Origin of the sequence: Breznakiella homolactica, assembly GCF_016616095.2 — a bacterium.
Classification (GTDB): domain Bacteria; phylum Spirochaetota; class Spirochaetia; order Treponematales; family Breznakiellaceae; genus Breznakiella; species Breznakiella homolactica.
On sequence record NZ_CP067089.2, the window covers coordinates 1,478,995 to 1,493,611 of the forward strand.

16 protein-coding genes are annotated in these 14,617 nt (G+C 52.2%); 8 read left to right on the forward strand and 8 right to left on the reverse strand.

Features of this window, described 5'->3' with window-relative positions; all coding sequences use genetic code 11:
- Positions 1 to 7: 7 nt before the first annotated feature.
- Genes argH through JFL75_RS06830 form a run of 3 tightly spaced genes read left to right on the forward strand, consistent with a single transcriptional unit; the run spans position 8 to position 3,080 of the window.
- The gene (gene argH, locus JFL75_RS06820) at positions 8 to 1,534 is read left to right on the forward strand and encodes an argininosuccinate lyase (protein ID WP_215625932.1); all 1,527 of its coding nucleotides are present in this window, start codon (positions 8 to 10) and stop codon (positions 1,532 to 1,534) included.
- Between the two features lie 32 nt (positions 1,535 to 1,566).
- Entirely contained in the window at positions 1,567 to 2,535 is a 969-nt protein-coding gene (locus JFL75_RS06825; RefSeq protein WP_215625933.1) for a Gfo/Idh/MocA family protein, read from the forward strand.
- Positions 2,536 to 2,573: 38 nt separating this feature from the next.
- Entirely contained in the window at positions 2,574 to 3,080 is a 507-nt protein-coding gene (locus JFL75_RS06830; protein ID WP_215625934.1) for a heme-degrading domain-containing protein, read from the forward strand.
- 39 nt (positions 3,081 to 3,119) lie between these two features.
- On the opposite strand, the gene JFL75_RS06835 is transcribed toward JFL75_RS06830, so the two are convergent.
- From JFL75_RS06835 to JFL75_RS06870, 8 genes are all read right to left on the reverse strand, one after another.
- Complete coding sequence (locus JFL75_RS06835; protein ID WP_215625935.1) at positions 3,120 to 3,815, reverse strand: LysM peptidoglycan-binding domain-containing protein; 696 nt, start codon at positions 3,813 to 3,815, stop codon at positions 3,120 to 3,122.
- Positions 3,815 to 4,219 (reverse strand): hypothetical protein, encoded by a 405-nt coding sequence (locus tag JFL75_RS06840; RefSeq protein WP_215625936.1) that lies wholly within the window; start codon positions 4,217 to 4,219, stop codon positions 3,815 to 3,817. The genes JFL75_RS06835 and JFL75_RS06840 overlap by 1 nt, the downstream gene beginning before the upstream one ends.
- A gap of 225 nt (positions 4,220 to 4,444) precedes the next feature.
- Positions 4,445 to 5,272: an RNase adapter RapZ gene (locus JFL75_RS06845; RefSeq protein WP_215625937.1), complete on the reverse strand. Its 828-nt coding sequence runs from the start codon at positions 5,270 to 5,272 to the stop codon at positions 4,445 to 4,447.
- 14 nt (positions 5,273 to 5,286) lie between these two features.
- Positions 5,287 to 6,585 carry a sensor histidine kinase gene (locus tag JFL75_RS06850; RefSeq protein ID WP_215625938.1) on the reverse strand — a complete coding sequence of 433 codons (1,299 nt, stop codon included), beginning with the start codon at positions 6,583 to 6,585 and terminating at the stop codon, positions 5,287 to 5,289.
- Positions 6,582 to 7,286: a response regulator gene (locus JFL75_RS06855; RefSeq protein WP_215625939.1), complete on the reverse strand. Its 705-nt coding sequence runs from the start codon at positions 7,284 to 7,286 to the stop codon at positions 6,582 to 6,584. The genes JFL75_RS06850 and JFL75_RS06855 overlap by 4 nt, the downstream gene beginning before the upstream one ends.
- Before the next feature lie 114 nt (positions 7,287 to 7,400).
- Positions 7,401 to 8,519, reverse strand: a complete 1,119-nt coding sequence (locus JFL75_RS06860; protein ID WP_215625940.1) for an ABC transporter ATP-binding protein — start codon at positions 8,517 to 8,519, stop codon at positions 7,401 to 7,403.
- Between the two features lies 1 nt (position 8,520).
- Positions 8,521 to 10,314 carry an ABC transporter permease gene (locus tag JFL75_RS06865; protein WP_215625941.1) on the reverse strand — a complete coding sequence of 598 codons (1,794 nt, stop codon included), beginning with the start codon at positions 10,312 to 10,314 and terminating at the stop codon, positions 8,521 to 8,523.
- 123 nt (positions 10,315 to 10,437) lie between these two features.
- On the reverse strand, positions 10,438 to 11,577 hold the full coding sequence (locus JFL75_RS06870; RefSeq protein ID WP_215625942.1) for an ABC transporter substrate-binding protein: 1,140 nt from the start codon (positions 11,575 to 11,577) through the stop codon (positions 10,438 to 10,440).
- Positions 11,578 to 11,779: 202 nt separating this feature from the next.
- Here JFL75_RS06870 and JFL75_RS06875 point away from each other — a divergent pair, with 202 nt between their 5' ends.
- The 5 genes from JFL75_RS06875 to JFL75_RS06895 all read left to right on the forward strand — a co-directional run bounded on the left by JFL75_RS06875 (position 11,780) and on the right by JFL75_RS06895 (position 14,615).
- Positions 11,780 to 12,445, forward strand: coding sequence for an HAD family hydrolase (locus JFL75_RS06875; RefSeq protein WP_215625943.1), 666 nt, complete (start codon positions 11,780 to 11,782; stop codon positions 12,443 to 12,445).
- A gap of 130 nt (positions 12,446 to 12,575) precedes the next feature.
- Entirely contained in the window at positions 12,576 to 13,262 is a 687-nt protein-coding gene (locus JFL75_RS06880; RefSeq protein ID WP_215625944.1) for a flavodoxin family protein, read from the forward strand.
- Positions 13,249 to 13,689, forward strand: coding sequence for a MarR family winged helix-turn-helix transcriptional regulator (locus JFL75_RS06885; RefSeq protein WP_215625945.1), 441 nt, complete (start codon positions 13,249 to 13,251; stop codon positions 13,687 to 13,689). The genes JFL75_RS06880 and JFL75_RS06885 overlap by 14 nt, the downstream gene beginning before the upstream one ends.
- Before the next feature lie 113 nt (positions 13,690 to 13,802).
- Complete coding sequence (locus JFL75_RS06890; protein WP_223292788.1) at positions 13,803 to 14,096, forward strand: Trp family transcriptional regulator; 294 nt, start codon at positions 13,803 to 13,805, stop codon at positions 14,094 to 14,096.
- Between the two features lie 12 nt (positions 14,097 to 14,108).
- Positions 14,109 to 14,615, forward strand: coding sequence for a hypothetical protein (locus JFL75_RS06895; protein WP_215625947.1), 507 nt, complete (start codon positions 14,109 to 14,111; stop codon positions 14,613 to 14,615).
- Positions 14,616 to 14,617: the final 2 nt, after the last annotated feature.

Genomic DNA, 14,617 nt, shown 5'->3' on the forward strand with positions numbered 1-14,617 from the left:
AGCAGCCATGAAACAGCTCCCATCATCCTATGCGGAACTTACGGAAATGATCCATGCCCAGGACGGCACACGGTATCCCGCCAAAACCCTGGTAACCATGGAACTGCAGCCCGGATACGAACGGGCAAAAACAAAGATGATTTTTCCCATGCTGGCTATCAACGAAGCCCATCTTATCATGCTCATGGAACAGAATATTGTAAGCAGAGAAACCGGTGCGCTGATAATGAAAGAATTGGAATCCATCAATTATGCCGGATACACGGACCATACCTACACCGGACAGTTCGAGGATCTTTTTTTTGAAATAGAACATGAACTCATAGAACGGACCGGCGGCCTGGGAGGAAACCTCCACCTGGCCCGGAGCCGAAATGATATGTGTCTTTGCCTGGCCCATATAGTAATCCGGGAAGAACTGCTTGATCTTATACGCATTGCCTTGGAAGTCCAGAACACCCTGCGGCTCTTTGCCGAAGAACACCGGGACACCCTCTATGTGGTGCATACTCATACCCAGCATGCCCAGCCCAGTGTTCTTGGCCATTACTTCCTGGGCGCGGCGGATCTTCTTGACCGGGATATCAGCCGTATGCAGCGGGCTTATGAACAGGTAAACCGCAGTCCCATGGGAGCCGCGGCTATTACTACCAGTGGTTTTCCTATTGACCGCCAGCGGGTAAGCGACCTGCTGGGATTTGCCGGCTTTATTGAAAATTCCTATGATGCCATCGGCAATGCAGACTTCTTTACCGAGACAGCCTCGGCGGTTTCCCTGGCGGCCCTGAACCTTGGCCGGGTGGTTACGGATCTGATCCTCTGGGCAACCGAGGAACTGCATGTGATCCGGGTGGCGGACGGTTATATTTCGACCAGTTCCATTATGCCCCAGAAACGGAATCCCATTGCCCTGGAGCATCTGCGGGCATCGCTTTCGGCGGTAAAGGGTCTTGCGGATTCGGTTAATCTGGTGTTCTTCAAATCACCCTATGGGGATATTTCCGATTATGAGGATGCGGAAGACCATATATCCCGGACCCTGGAACTGCTCAAGACCAATTACCGGCTTTTCAATGCGGTAATGGGAACCCTGGAGGTTGACCGGGAACTGCTCCGCCGGCGGGCCCATGAGAGTTTTTCCGTGGTCACCGAAATGGCCGATGAAATGTACCGGTCCTATGGAATCCCCTTTCGGCAGGCACACCATGTGGTGGCCTCCCTGGTCAAGGAAGCGGGCGCCCGGGGATACAACCTAAAATCCATAAGCCGGGATTTCTTTGCGGAGGTCTACGAAAACATTACCGGCCAGGCCTTTGCCGGAGATTTTTCCGCCATCCAAAAAAGCATGGACCCGGACCATTTTGTCAGATCCCGGGATGTTGCCGGGGGAACCTCCCCGCAGGCCATACAGTATATGATTGCATCGGCGGAGAAAAAAATTGCCCGCCGCCGCGACTGGATTGCTGCCGAGGAAAACCGTATTGACCAGGCGGACAAAAAAAGGGAAACTTTGGTGTCTTCAATTATCAAATAATTAAGAGCACAGCGGAAAAGGGAGAACCACCCATGAATATAGGAATTCTTGGAGCAGGCCATATTGCGAAGAAGATGGCAATCACGGCCAATAAAATGGACGGCGCTGCGGCCTGCGCCGTCGCATCCAGGGACGCGTCCAAGGCTGCTTCCTTTGCCAAGGAATACTGTATCGAAAAAGCCTACGGTTCATACGATGATATGGTCCGGGATTCCAATATAGATCTGGTCTATGTGGCAACACCCCATTCCCATCATTATGAACATATGAAGCTGTGCCTGAATAACGGGAAACACGTCCTCTGTGAAAAGGCCTTTACCCTGAACGCGGCCCAGGCGGAGGAAATCTGCGCCCTGGCCCGGCAGAAGGGGCTGCTTGCGGCTGAGGCCATCTGGACCCGGTACCTCCCCATACGGACCATCCTCAATGAGGTCCTGGCAAGCGGAATTATCGGGACACCTTCATCACTTACGGCAAATCTCTGTCATGTGGTGAACACCAAGGAACGGCTTGTAAACCCGGCCCTGGGCGGAGGGGCGCTGCTCGACCTGGGGGTGTATACTATCAATTTCGCCCTCATGGTTTTCGGAAATGATATAAAAAACATTACGTCCTCCGCGGTCCTGTTTGATACCGGTGTGGATGCCCAGGAATCCATGTGTTTTATCTACAATGACGGAAAAATGGCAGTGCTCCATAACAGCGCCCTGGCCAAGGGAGACCGGCGGGGTATGATCTACGGCGACAGGGGATTTATTGAAGCGGTAAATATTAACAATTGTGAAAAACTTCTGGTGTACGATCTGGAACACAACATTGTAAAAACCTATGATGCACCGGCCCAGATTACCGGGTTTGAATATGAAATTCTGGCGTGTCAGAGAGCGATTGCGGCCGGAGCAGTTGAGTGTCCGGAAATGCCCCATGCCGAGATAATACGGGTTATGGGGATTATGGACAGCCTCCGCAAGCAATGGGGTGTGGTCTATCCCGGAGAGTAATTTGGACCGCCATACAAGTGCCGGAGGAGAAACAGGCCATGACTATTGATGACTGCATTACCGTCCTGGAAACCCAGGAATCCATGCTTCAGTTTGAATCTTTTAACCGTACCCGCGCATGGGAACTCGGAACGGTATTCGCTCTGGCGGCGGCAGAAAAAAAACTCAGTGTCACCATCTGCATCCGGCTTTTCAGCGGGCTCACCCTGTTCCAGTACGCCTGTGAAGGCACAAACCTGAACAATGAATCCTGGATAAACCGCAAATACAACACCGTCCGGGACCTGGAAACCAGCACCCTGCTCCACGCGCTGCTGCTGAAGAAAAAAGGAAAAACCCTGGAAGACAAGGGCCTCGACCCGGCGCAGTACGTTGCCTGCGGCGGCGGATTCCCCATCCGCCTTAAGGACAGCGGAACCATTGGCGCGGTCCTCGTGTCCGGACTTCCCCACGCTGAGGATCACGGACTGCTGGTTGAATGCATCGCCGCATATCTAAAAACGGACAATGTTCCCGCGCTGCCTCCGGGAGAGTGTCCGCTGTAAGGATCCATAAAAAAACCGCCCTTTCGGGCGGTTTTTTTGTCAGCGGGTTCCGCTTCTGGCTTCACCCTTTATTGAAGGGATCTTAAGCACCATATCCGGAAGGATCAGATCAGGATCCGCAGGATCCGGGAAGGCGTCTTTATTCGCTTCATACAGACGGGGCCATTCATAGGGGTTGCCGTATACGAAATCGTATTCAGCGATTCTCCAAAGGCAATCCCGCCGGTCCGGTATAAGTTTAACCTTATAATAAGCCGCAAGTCCGGTCTGGGAGGACGGGGTCTGGCTTCCGCCGGTATACTGGAGTCCGACGTCCTTCAGCAGCTGTATAACCATCTGTGAGTCGGGAATACTGTTTTCGTAATCCTTGGCGTTGTATTTTGAAGTGGCCGACGCAAAATACCCGGCGGCTTCGTCGTACAGCTCCTTGTCGCGGCTTTCAAGCCGGATGCTGTTGGCGTAATCCATCCGCGCTTTGGCCGCGACATAGGAAGACCGGGCGCGGTAGGCCAGGAGCTGTTCCTGGATATACTGCCTGGAGAGGGCGGCGTATTCCTGGGATTTAACCGCGTGCTCCCGGGCAAGCTCATACTGGCCGTCATCGATGGCCTTCTGGGAAAGTGCGGCGTATTCAAGGGACTGCTTGTAATATTCGTTGTTTTCCAGGGACTGAGCCGGCAGATTAGCCGCTAAAAGGATACATGCGATAAAAAGTAATGCACTTTTCTTAATCATTACTGCCCTCCTTCTGCGGATTCGGCCTGGGCCTGTTCCAGGGCGGCGGCATCATCCTCAGCGCCCTTGATTTCGAGTTTCGCCCGGTTCAGCTGATCCATGGCAGCGTCCCTCTGGGTCTTTGCTTTGTTATAGGAACTTATGAACAGCCGTTCCGCTTCGCGGTATTTTTCCGCGGCGGCGTCTCCGGTCGCAATGGCTTCGCCCTGGTTAAAAGCATCCATGGCAGCGTCAAATTCATCCTTTACCGCAACATTTGCCTTAATAGAACGGGCGTCTTCCATTGCCTTGACGGCCCTGTCCTTTGAGGCGGCCGCGTCAGCGGCACCGCTTTCGGGAGAAGGAGAAGAAGCGCAGGAAAAAAACAACAGTAAAACCGGTACAATACATAACAGTTTCTTCATGATCCCACCTTATAATAATTTTGCATATAAAACACACAATAAACCGCAAAGGGATTATGTGTCAGTTACACAGCATCACTCTAAATAATACAACAGCTGGGGGCAACGTCAACCGGTCACTGTTTTCCATTCGGCACAGTCATTCTTAATTATACCAAATTTCATAAAAAAAGCCAAAACAAATTTAACAATCCGGAAAAAAAATACGATACCGGAAGCATGGGTTTAATCCAGTTCACGGTGGAGAACAGCAACGGGGATATTCCGGGAACGCAGATTTGCCGCGAGGGCCTCGGTGATGGCCACGGAACGGTGCTGCCCCCCGGTACAGCCGATACGGACGGCAATGGAGGACCGGCCCTGGTCGGAAAAAGCCTTTGCCATAATGGTACAAAGCTCCGTCAGAGCCCGGAGGGTTTCCCGGGAGCTCTCAAAGCCGAAGACGTAATCGGCGCAGGCTTTGTCTTTTCCCGTAAGCGGGCGGAGGGAGCTGATATAATAGGGATTGGGAATAAAACGGACATCCATAATGAGATCCCCCGACGCCGGGCCGTATCGGAACCCGAAGGACATGATTTCAACGGTGGTGCTTTCCCCCGGGGAACGGCCTTCGGCTAAGTTTATTACTCGATTGCGTTCTTCCTCCGGGGTAACGTAGTTGCTGTTGATGATAAGGTCCGCTTCTCCCCGGACCGGTTCGAGGTCCCGCCTGAGCCGGTCAAGAAGGGCCGTCATGTCCGTTTCACCGATTCTCCCGTCCTTGGCGTTCCGGTCCAGCAGGAGCGTATCCCCGGCTTCAACAAAAACAAGCTTAAACGGGATTTGGCTGCCCCGCAGCTCCGCGGTAAGCCTGCGCAGATCTTCGGCGTCGGCGCCGGTTTCGGTTCTGACGGTGATGGCTATTTTCTCGGCGGTTCCGCCGCCGTGGGCCCGGATAAACTCCGGAACCGAAAGCGGGGGCATATCATCCCTGCTTATGTATTTCATGGATTCCAGCTGCTGCAGCAGTATGCTGCGGCCCGCGTAGGGATATCCCGCTATCAGTATTACCATGGTATAATCCTCCGCTATATCTCCCGGGATACGGGTATGGTGATTGAAAAGAGCGTACCCTTCCCGGGGGTGCTCCTGACGGTGATTTCTCCACGGAAGAGCGAAACAATATCCTTTACCAGTGCCAGACCCAGGCCGCTCCCGCCCGAAGCCGACCCCCGGGCTTTTTCCACCCGGTAAAACCGGTTAAAAATGTGTTCCAGCTCTTCCGGCTCAATGCCGATTCCCGTATCTTCAATATCTATAGAAAAAACCGTACCGGTATTGACGGCCCGGATACGGATGGTGCCTTCCGAGGGAGTATATTTAATCGCGTTCTCCACAACATTCTTTACCGCCAGATAAAACCAGTTTTCATTTCCCGGGAGCAGCATCGGTTCCGGGTTTATTTCCGCAATAAAAGACTGGCCTTTTTGTTCAGCCAGGACACCGAGAGTCTGGGCGATACCGCGCAGAACCAGGGTTACATCCACCGTTCCGTCGGGATCGCCGGGGAGTTCATGGCCTATTTCGGACAGGGAAAGGAGTTCCGAAATAAGCCGCTTGAGCCGCTCGGTTTCAATATCCATTATTTCAAAAGCCCGGGTGCTTTCCTCGGGCTGCATGGTATTTCCCATCCTGAACATTTCAATAAATCCGGAAATCAGCGTAAGGGGTGTCCTGAACTCATGGGAGACACTGGCGACAAAATCCTTTTTGAGGTTCTCCAGTTTCAGCAGTTCCGTAACATCCTTGATGATTGCCAGGGAACCGAAATCAGTTCCGGTCCGGTATTTATCTATAATGGGGCCGACCCGGACTTCGAGTTTGCGTCCATCCGGAGTTTCCAGACAGAGCTGCTCGGCTGCCTTTGACGCGGTGACCTTCCGGCAGGAATCGAGAATGGCAGACAGGGGTTCCGCCGCATTGAGGTGATTGGAAGATTTGCTGAAAAATATCTCCGGCCCAAGGTTAAGAAGTTCCTTTGCCCTGCCGTTGAAGAGTACTACCTGATTGTCCTTATCCACCAGAAAAAAACCATCTTCGATCGAAGAAAAGATAGAATTGATATAGTTGTTCCAGTTATTCACCCGGGCGGTCAAATCATTGAGCTGGCGCCGGAGTTCGGCTTCAAGGTTCGCGGTTTCCCTTTTCCATACCGGCAGGGGTCTCCGTTTTTTATTTACCAGCAGCGCCGCCAGCCCCGCGAGAACCGCGGCAGCCACCAGGGCAAGGATCAGCACCGCGGCAAGCAGGACCCGCATAAGCCCCGAATCAACGGAAACAGTTTCCTGACCCGACAGGGCGTTTATTATCTCAATGAGGTCCGTCATGGATTATCGAGCCGGAAACCGAAGCCGCGGACGGTTTGAATGCAGGCAGCGCCCCCGTCCTTCAGGCAGATTTTCCGGCGGAGGTTGCGGATATGCACATCCAGGGAACGGCCCGGGTCAGCGGCGCCGGATATTCCCCCGGCCTTGATGAGGGTATCCCGGAGAACAACCTTTCCCGGGTGTTTTATCAGTTCTGCCAGAAGGGCAAATTCCGTGGGGGATAAATTCACCGGATCACTCCCCAGCCGGACGCCGTGGCCCTCAATATCAAGGGTAAGGCTGCCCGCGGCGAGAACCTTATCCCTGGAAACGGGAATCCCCCCGTTGGACCGGCGGAGCACCGCCTCGATCCGGGCAAAGAGTTCCCGTATCCCGAAGGGTTTGGTCAGGTAGTCATCGGCCCCGACGCCGAGGCCGATAACCTTGTCGCTCTCCTCGCTTTTGGCGGTGAGCATGATAATCGGAATATTCGCCGTTCCGGGATCCGATTTAATAATCCGGCATACTTCAAGGCCGCTCATTCCCGGAAGCATAAGGTCCAGGAGGATCAGGTCAGGATTGTCCCTTCCGGCGGCCTCGACGGCACCGGGGCCGTCGGCGGCAATGGTAAAATCGTATCCGTACTGCCTGCAGTTCATTGCCAGGAGTTCCGCAATGTGAGGTTCATCATCGGCAATAAGAATACGCTTTTTTACACCCATGGCACAGAACAATACACCTTTCTTTTAAGTTTCTGACAGCAGAAATTAGTTAATTCCTGCTATCAGAAACAGTTGCAATCGGAAATAGTAAAATATCTTAAAAGTATTTTACTATTATACCACCGACAGTTTTCCGAGGGCAAGATTCGCGCCGCTTTCTTTATCGAAAACAATACAATTTTCCCCGATAAAGTCCATGTTAACTTCGGTGTCGGTTTTGTAGTCAATGGCGCCGAAAACCACCGATGTCAGCATCATATCGCCCATACGGACCCTGACAATGGTCTCCATTCCCGAAGGCAGGGTTGAGTAAATATGGGCTTTTGTTTTGCCCTCCTGACCGATGTGCACATACTCCGGCCGGATACCGAGGATTATCTGCTGATCATCCCGGAGGCTGATGCTTCCGGAAACAGGGGAAAAGATAAGATCCATACCCCCGGCGTTTACTTTTATCTCATCGAGATTAACATTCTTTCCGGATCCTTCAATAAAATTCATGGTGGGACTTCCGACAAAATCGGCGACAAAAAGATTCGCCGGATTGTTGTATACCTCCAGAGGCGGCGCGTACTGCTGGAGCAGCCCTTCCTTCATCAGGCAGGTGCGGGTGGACAAGGTCATGGCTTCAAGCTGGTCATGGGTGACATACACAAAGGTTGAATTGGTTTCCACATGGAGGCGCTTAAGCTCGGACCGCATTTCAGTCCTGAGTTTGGCGTCGAGGTTTGAAAGAGGTTCATCCATAAACAGAACCTTCGGTCCCGTCGCCAGGGTCCGGGCAATGGCGACCCGCTGCTGCTGTCCCCCGGAAAGCTCACTGGGATACCGCTTGCCGAACTGTTCGATCTTGAGCATGGCCAGCAGTTCCGCCACCCGGTCCTTGATCCGGGCTTTGTCCCATTTAAGATTTTCCAGACCAAAGGAAATATTCTGTTCCACCGTCATGTGCGGCCAGAGGGCGTAATTCTGAAAGAGGAATCCCACATCCCGTTTATTCGGAGAGACATCAATACCTTTTTCAGAGGAAAAAACGACTTTACCGTCTATGGTAATTTCCCCTTCCGTGGGGGTTTCCAGACCGGCGATCATCCTGAGGGTGGTTGTCTTGCCGCATCCTGAGGGCCCCAGAAGGGTGACGAAACCGCCGTCGGCGATGGTAAGATTGAGATTGTCCACGGCGGTAAATTTTCCGAACCGTTTCGTTACATTCTTCAGTATGATTTCAGGCATATTATCCTCCGATACCCTTGTCTATGGATGCGCCGGTAAGTTTGTTGATTATTGTATTGAACAGGAGCACGATAACGATAATGATCAGGTTGATCGCGTTGGCGTACTGGTTCCATCCTTTTTCATTGTACTGGAACAGCATGGTGGTCAGTATTCTGGTGGACGGAACGATAAGAAGCACGAACAGGGAGAGTTCCCGCATACAGGAAATAAAAGGCAGCAGATACCCCGAGAGGAAGCTCGATTTCTGTATGGGAAAAATAATCCGGGTCATCCGTTTCCACCACGGGATACCCACAATGAGTCCCGCCTCTTCAATCTCATTACTCAGCTGAAGCATGGCGTTCATCCCCGACCGGGAAGCGAAGGGCAGGTACTTGACCGAACCCACCAGCACCAGCAGGGTGAATGAACCGTACAGCGACGGGATGAACAGGTTCGGCTTTGCGAACATGGACAGATAAATCGCGCCGAAGGCCATGGACGGCATGAGGTACGGGAAGAATGCCAGATTGTTTACGAAGGTCGCCAGTTTGCTGCCCCGTTTCTTTACAATGGCGTAACCCGCCAGGGCGCCGACGGTTCCCGAAATGAAGGCCACCACCACCGACAGGCGGAGGCTGTTCCACAAGCCGAGATAGATGTATTTGTTCTTGAGAATCCCCGGCTCACCGCCGCCGATATCCTCCCGGCCTTCACCGATCCAGAACTGGGTGGTAAAGTTTTTGAGCGAATAATCTCCCGGAGCCATGATGAAGGATTCCACCGCAAAGGTGATCAGGGGCAGGATGGCGATGACGCCGACGAAAATCACCAGGAACACCGAAACAGGCGTCCGGAAAGCTTTTAGTTTAACCAGGGAAATATTGGAACTCTTTCCGGTTACGGTGGTAAAGGATTTCCGTTTCCCCACGAACCACTGCTGGAACATGAGGATGGCGGTTCCGATTACGATCATGACCAGAGCCATGATGTAGCCGTAGCCCGGGTTGAGCCCGTTCAGCGTGCGGTAGAGCTGGGTGGTAAGCACCTGGAACCGGACCGGAAGGCCCAGGAAGGCCGGCACCGCGAAGGCGCTCATGCAGCTCGAGAATACCAGGAGGAAGGTGGACATCACCGCGGGCATAACAATGGGCAGGGTTATGCGGGAAAGAATTTTAAAGCGGTTCGCCTTGAGAATCACCGCGGCTTCTTCCAGGTTGGCGTCCATATTCCGGAGAATCCCGCCGATGAGAATATACGCGAAGGGGGCGTAATGGAGCCCCTGGACAATAATAATGGGAAAAATACCATAGGCAAACCAGTTTGCCGTTTCTATTCCGGTCATGGCCGTGAACAGCCCCGGGGCTCCGCCGATAAGACTGTTCCGGAAAAAGTTCCGCCAGGCCATAGCCAGGGTCCAGGAAGGCATAATATACGGAAAAATAAACGTAACGGAAATAAAGGATTTCCACCGCATATCGCTGCGGGTAATGAGCCATGCCACACTGCCGCCCAGAAAAATGGCGACCACACAGCTCCAGAGGGATACCTTAATGGTATTCCAGAAGGGCCGGTAAAAAATATTCTTGCTTGTCTCACCGTCCAGGAATATTTTCTTCCAGTGGAACATGGTGAGATCCCCGATTTTCGATCCCTTGACGCTCATTACTTCAGAGGGATGCACAATAAAAGTATCCCTGATGAGAGACAGTAACGGAAACAAGGTCAGGAAGGTGAGGAGGACCGCAAGAATTACCAGGATCACATTGTAGGGTTTCCTGATAAAGGATCGTAACTGATTACCAATGGTCATGGCCGCTGAATCCCCTATAGTATCGATTGGGTACAGTTCCTCCCCATTACGCTAAACAGGGGAAACTGTAAAAAATGGGCAGACCGCCGGAACCCAATCCCGGGTTCCGGACAGTCAGGCATATTACTTTTTGTAGGCTATGTTGTTGACGAATTCCTCAACCTCTGCCCGGTTTTCGAACAGATACTGGGGATCTTCAAGGACCAGACGGCTCTCCCAGAAGGAAACGGGATGGTCGCCGGCGTTAACGGGAATATTGGGATTGGTGGAATAGGCACCCACATCCTTGCCCCAGGGAGCGTAGCCTTCCGGGGTCAGAAGGAATTCAATAAAGAGTTTTGCCGCGTTGGGGTGCTTGGCGTTCCGGGTCAGATGCAGGAAGGCCGGATACATAAATCCCGAGAAAGGTTCAATCTCGGTCATGGGCATCAGGGCAAGGTTTTTATTGGCGTCGAACCGTGTTTTGGAATACACAAAGAGGCCCATGGTTGTCTGGGGCTGACCTTTGATCCCGATATTTTCGGAAATCGTGGTATCGCTGTTCCCCAGCACAAGGCCGTTCCCGAAGAACTGTTTTATCCATTCGTAACCGGCATTCGGCGTGGTAAGTACCAGTTTTTTTCCATAAAGATCCTGATAGGCTTTATCGATCTTGGCGCTCCATTCCGGGGAGGTAATCATGGTGAGGAAGTTCATGTTGACCCCTTCGGTATTGGGGTCTTTGAACTGCACCAGCCCCCGCCACTTGGGTTCGGTTACTTCCCAGATATTCTTCATGACCGGAGTCTGGGTCCGTTCACTGTTAAAAATAAATACCTTGTTGATGAGCTGGAATGTCAGCGGATTCTGGTATTCCTGGGGAATTATGGATTTCATGGATTCCGGGACGTAATTAACCAGATACCCCGGGGCAATGAGCTGCCCGTAAATCCGGCCTGAGTCCTGGGAGATGACAAAGTCCGCCCCTTCAATACCGCCGCCGACTTCCTTGGTAACCTTTTCAATCAGCTCGCCGTCTTTGAGGTTGGAATATTCAACCTTGATGCCGTAGAGTTTTTCGAATTCCACCGCGGCGTTGGCAATACGGGATGTAATTGAATAAACCACCACCTTCCCTTCTGCCTTGGCAGCGGCTACCAGTTCATCATGGGTCAGAACTTTCTCGATTTCCGGATTAGTCTGGGAAGTATCGCTTTTACCGCCCCCAAAGACTACCGCCGTCATTGCCATGGCTAAGGCAACCAGAACTACCGTCCTTTTCATACAAGCTCCTTTACATTAAGGAAACGTTAAGATTACGTTAATTATTAGGCAATACTTCCAATTAGTCAAGAAAAAAAGGATACGTCCAATCTCTTTTATTACTGCAGTACCGGTCTCTGACCTCATATCCGGCAGATTCCACTCTCAGCCGGTACTCTGCTCAATATTGCTAATCTTCCCGTATCGTAGTATTACTCATACTATGAAATTCAAATGCGTTATTTTCGACCTCGACGGAACCCTGGTGGATACCATCGGGGATATTACCGCTTCGGTAAACAGGGCATTATCCGATAATGGCTACAGCCTTCATTCCGAGGATGAGTATTACACCATGGTCGGCTGGGGCTGGCGCAGACTCTGCACCCTGGCGCTTCCCGAGGAGGAGCGGTCCGCCGAACGGGTCGAGGCAATCTTCGGCGCGTCCCTGGCATACTACGCTGAAAATCCCGTGGCGTTCACCAAGCCTTACCGGGGTATTCCGGAACTGCTCGTAACGCTTAAACAGAAAAAAATAAAAACCGCGGTCCTGACCAATAAGCCCGACAGCCTTGCCCAGGCCGTCACCGCCGCGGCCTTCCCCGCGGATACCTTCAGCGCGGTATACGGCGAACGGCCGGAGCAGTTCCCGCGGAAACCCGATCCGGGATCAACATGGGAACTGCTCCTCGAACTGGACGCCAGCCCCCGGGAAACGGTGTTTGTCGGGGATTCGGAAGTGGATGTAGCCACAGCCCTGGCGGCGGACTGCCACAGCATAGGCGTCAGCTGGGGATACCGGGACAAAGCCGTTCTGGAGAAAGCCGGGGCCCAGAGGGTCATTGATACCCCCGGAGATCTGCTGGAAATAATCCAGGAAAAATTCTGAAACCTGCGGCGGTACCCGGCGGCAGAAAATTTTACTTGATACAGCAACTATTTTCTTGACACTCTTTGAAAATCGTTATTATTATTTGATATATCAATTATTGATACATCAAATAATATTCGGAGTTGTCATGAATGTGTTACTGATTAACGGGAGCCCGAGAAAAAACGGAGCCACCGCAAAAATTCTGGCGGAGATTGAACACCGGCTCACGGAACATATCCAAGCGAATTGTGAACTGGTAAACATTTCAGAGTTGGATCTGGAATTCTGCAGGGGCTGCTCCGGATGCTACAGGACCGGCGCTTGTTTCATTCCCGACAATGCGGAGAATTTATCCGGGAAAATCGCCCGGGCGGATATTGTTGTTTTCGGTTCTCCGACCTATGTCAGCGGTATCTCCGGGCAAATGAAAACCTTTGTCGACCGGGGACATTTTGTGATTGAGCAGCTGCTGACGGATACCTATACCCTTTCGGTGGTTACCTATGAAAATGCCGATGGTTCCTCCGCCGCGGGGATTCTGGAAAAGCTATGCATCTTCTCCGGCGCTGTCCACTGCGGAAATATTACAGCCAGGGTTTCTCCCGGACAGAACCCTCTGGCGGTTAGAAGGATTGAGAAAAAAGTAGCCGCCGCAGTAAAACGACTCAGCCGGGCCGCTCTAAGGAGAAAGAAAAGAAACCTGGTTCAGGCTATTATCCATTCAGCGGTATTCAATATAGGAATAAAACCGTTTATACTGAAAAAACCGGATGCCTATACCGGCGTTCTTGAGCATTGGAAAAAGCGAGGAATTGGGGGTGTCTCAGTTTAATCTCTACGAGTCCGCCGGCTTTACCCTGGTTAATACTGCTTTTCAGGTTAAGCAGAACCTGACCGCCCTGTTTTTAAAGCACGGGTTTGACGCTACGGTGGACCAGTTCTCCGTGCTGGCGGCCCTCAGCAGGGAAGACGGTGTTACCCAGAAGCGGCTGAGCGAAATCAGCGGGAAAACCGATTCAAACCTTACCCGGATCCTAAAGGGCATGGAACACAAAGGTCTGCTTTACCGCAGAATAGGGAGCGACGCCCGAAACAGAACTGTACATCTCAGCAAAACCGGTACGGAATTATACGGGGCACTGCTGCCGATTGCCCGGGAATACAATGCCCGGATATTCCGGGGTATTTCAAAGGAAGAAACCGAAACTCTGAGCCGTATCCTCCGGCAGCTCCGGGCCGGCCTTTCCCCGGAGCGATAATCCAGGGTGTCTGTATTATTGCATAACGGGCCCCGCGGTACTGTTCTCCCCGGGCGCTTTCCGGCTTGAAAGACCCATACTTACCCGGTACTATAGAGTCTATGAATAATCCGATGGTAGAAAAAAATATCGGCGAAATGAGCCGGGCTCTGGCCAGAACCAAGGACCCCGAGCTGGTGGAATCTTTTCTCCGGTGCCTCCTGACTCCCGCGGAAATCACGGATATTGCGGCCCGCTGGGCCCTGGTTAAGGCTCTGGACCAGAAAATTCCCCAGAGGGAAATAGCCAAAGACCTGGGACTCTCGCTGTGCAAAATAACCCGGGGATCCCGGGAGCTAAAAAAACCCGATTCCGGTTTCCGCCGGATTCTGGATATTTTTCAGGAATCAGAAAAGGAAAACAACTAAAGGAGTGTATTTGTGAAACGGAAGTATTTGCTGGTCCTGTTTATCTGTATTGGGGCCGCTGTTTTTGCCCAATCAGGATCTCCCGCGGCGGTCTTGTCCGCCGGGGATGTGGACGCGTTTATAAAGAATTTTGAATCCATCCAGGCGGACCTGGAGAAACTGGGTCCGGTTTATGAAAATTTCGCCGAAAGCTTTGACCCCGAAGATAATCCCAACATAATGGCCCAGGTTCAGGCCATGCCGGTCCCGGCGGAAATAAAACAGGTCTTCAGGAAAAACGGCCTCGGCGACAACGGCTGGCCTAAGATGATCGCCATTCTCCTTGGCGCGAGCGCCATATATATGGAAGATGCTTTAAAATCCCAGGAAGCTGAGTTTATGGCGGTTCCCCAGATGGCGGAATACTTTGAACAGCTGAAACTGCAGGTCAAGATGCTGAAAGACAGCATCCATCCCAGCGATATAAGGCTGATTGACCAGAGAAAAGCCGATCTTATCCCGCTTATCGAAAACGCGTAAGG

Excerpts from the sequence above, each read along its gene's own strand:
- JFL75_RS06880 (WP_215625944.1), top strand. The coding sequence starts at position 12,576 with ATGAATGTGTTACTGATTAACGGGAGCCCGAGAAAAAACGGAGCCACC.
- argH (WP_215625932.1), top strand. The coding sequence starts at position 8 with ATGAAACAGCTCCCATCATCCTATGCGGAACTTACGGAAATGATCCAT.
- JFL75_RS06825 (WP_215625933.1), top strand. The coding sequence starts at position 1,567 with ATGAATATAGGAATTCTTGGAGCAGGCCATATTGCGAAGAAGATGGCA.
- JFL75_RS06830 (WP_215625934.1), top strand. The coding sequence starts at position 2,574 with ATGACTATTGATGACTGCATTACCGTCCTGGAAACCCAGGAATCCATG.
- JFL75_RS06840 (WP_215625936.1), bottom strand. The coding sequence starts at position 4,219 with ATGAAGAAACTGTTATGTATTGTACCGGTTTTACTGTTGTTTTTTTCC.
- JFL75_RS06860 (WP_215625940.1), bottom strand. The coding sequence starts at position 8,519 with ATGCCTGAAATCATACTGAAGAATGTAACGAAACGGTTCGGAAAATTT.
- JFL75_RS06855 (WP_215625939.1), bottom strand. The coding sequence starts at position 7,286 with ATGGGTGTAAAAAAGCGTATTCTTATTGCCGATGATGAACCTCACATT.
- JFL75_RS06870 (WP_215625942.1), bottom strand. The coding sequence starts at position 11,577 with ATGAAAAGGACGGTAGTTCTGGTTGCCTTAGCCATGGCAATGACGGCG.
- JFL75_RS06865 (WP_215625941.1), bottom strand. The coding sequence starts at position 10,314 with ATGACCATTGGTAATCAGTTACGATCCTTTATCAGGAAACCCTACAAT.
- JFL75_RS06835 (WP_215625935.1), bottom strand. The coding sequence starts at position 3,815 with ATGATTAAGAAAAGTGCATTACTTTTTATCGCATGTATCCTTTTAGCG.
- JFL75_RS06875 (WP_215625943.1), top strand. The coding sequence starts at position 11,780 with ATGAAATTCAAATGCGTTATTTTCGACCTCGACGGAACCCTGGTGGAT.
- JFL75_RS06890 (WP_223292788.1), top strand. The coding sequence starts at position 13,803 with ATGGTAGAAAAAAATATCGGCGAAATGAGCCGGGCTCTGGCCAGAACC.
- JFL75_RS06845 (WP_215625937.1), bottom strand. The coding sequence starts at position 5,272 with ATGGTAATACTGATAGCGGGATATCCCTACGCGGGCCGCAGCATACTG.
- JFL75_RS06850 (WP_215625938.1), bottom strand. The coding sequence starts at position 6,585 with ATGACGGACCTCATTGAGATAATAAACGCCCTGTCGGGTCAGGAAACT.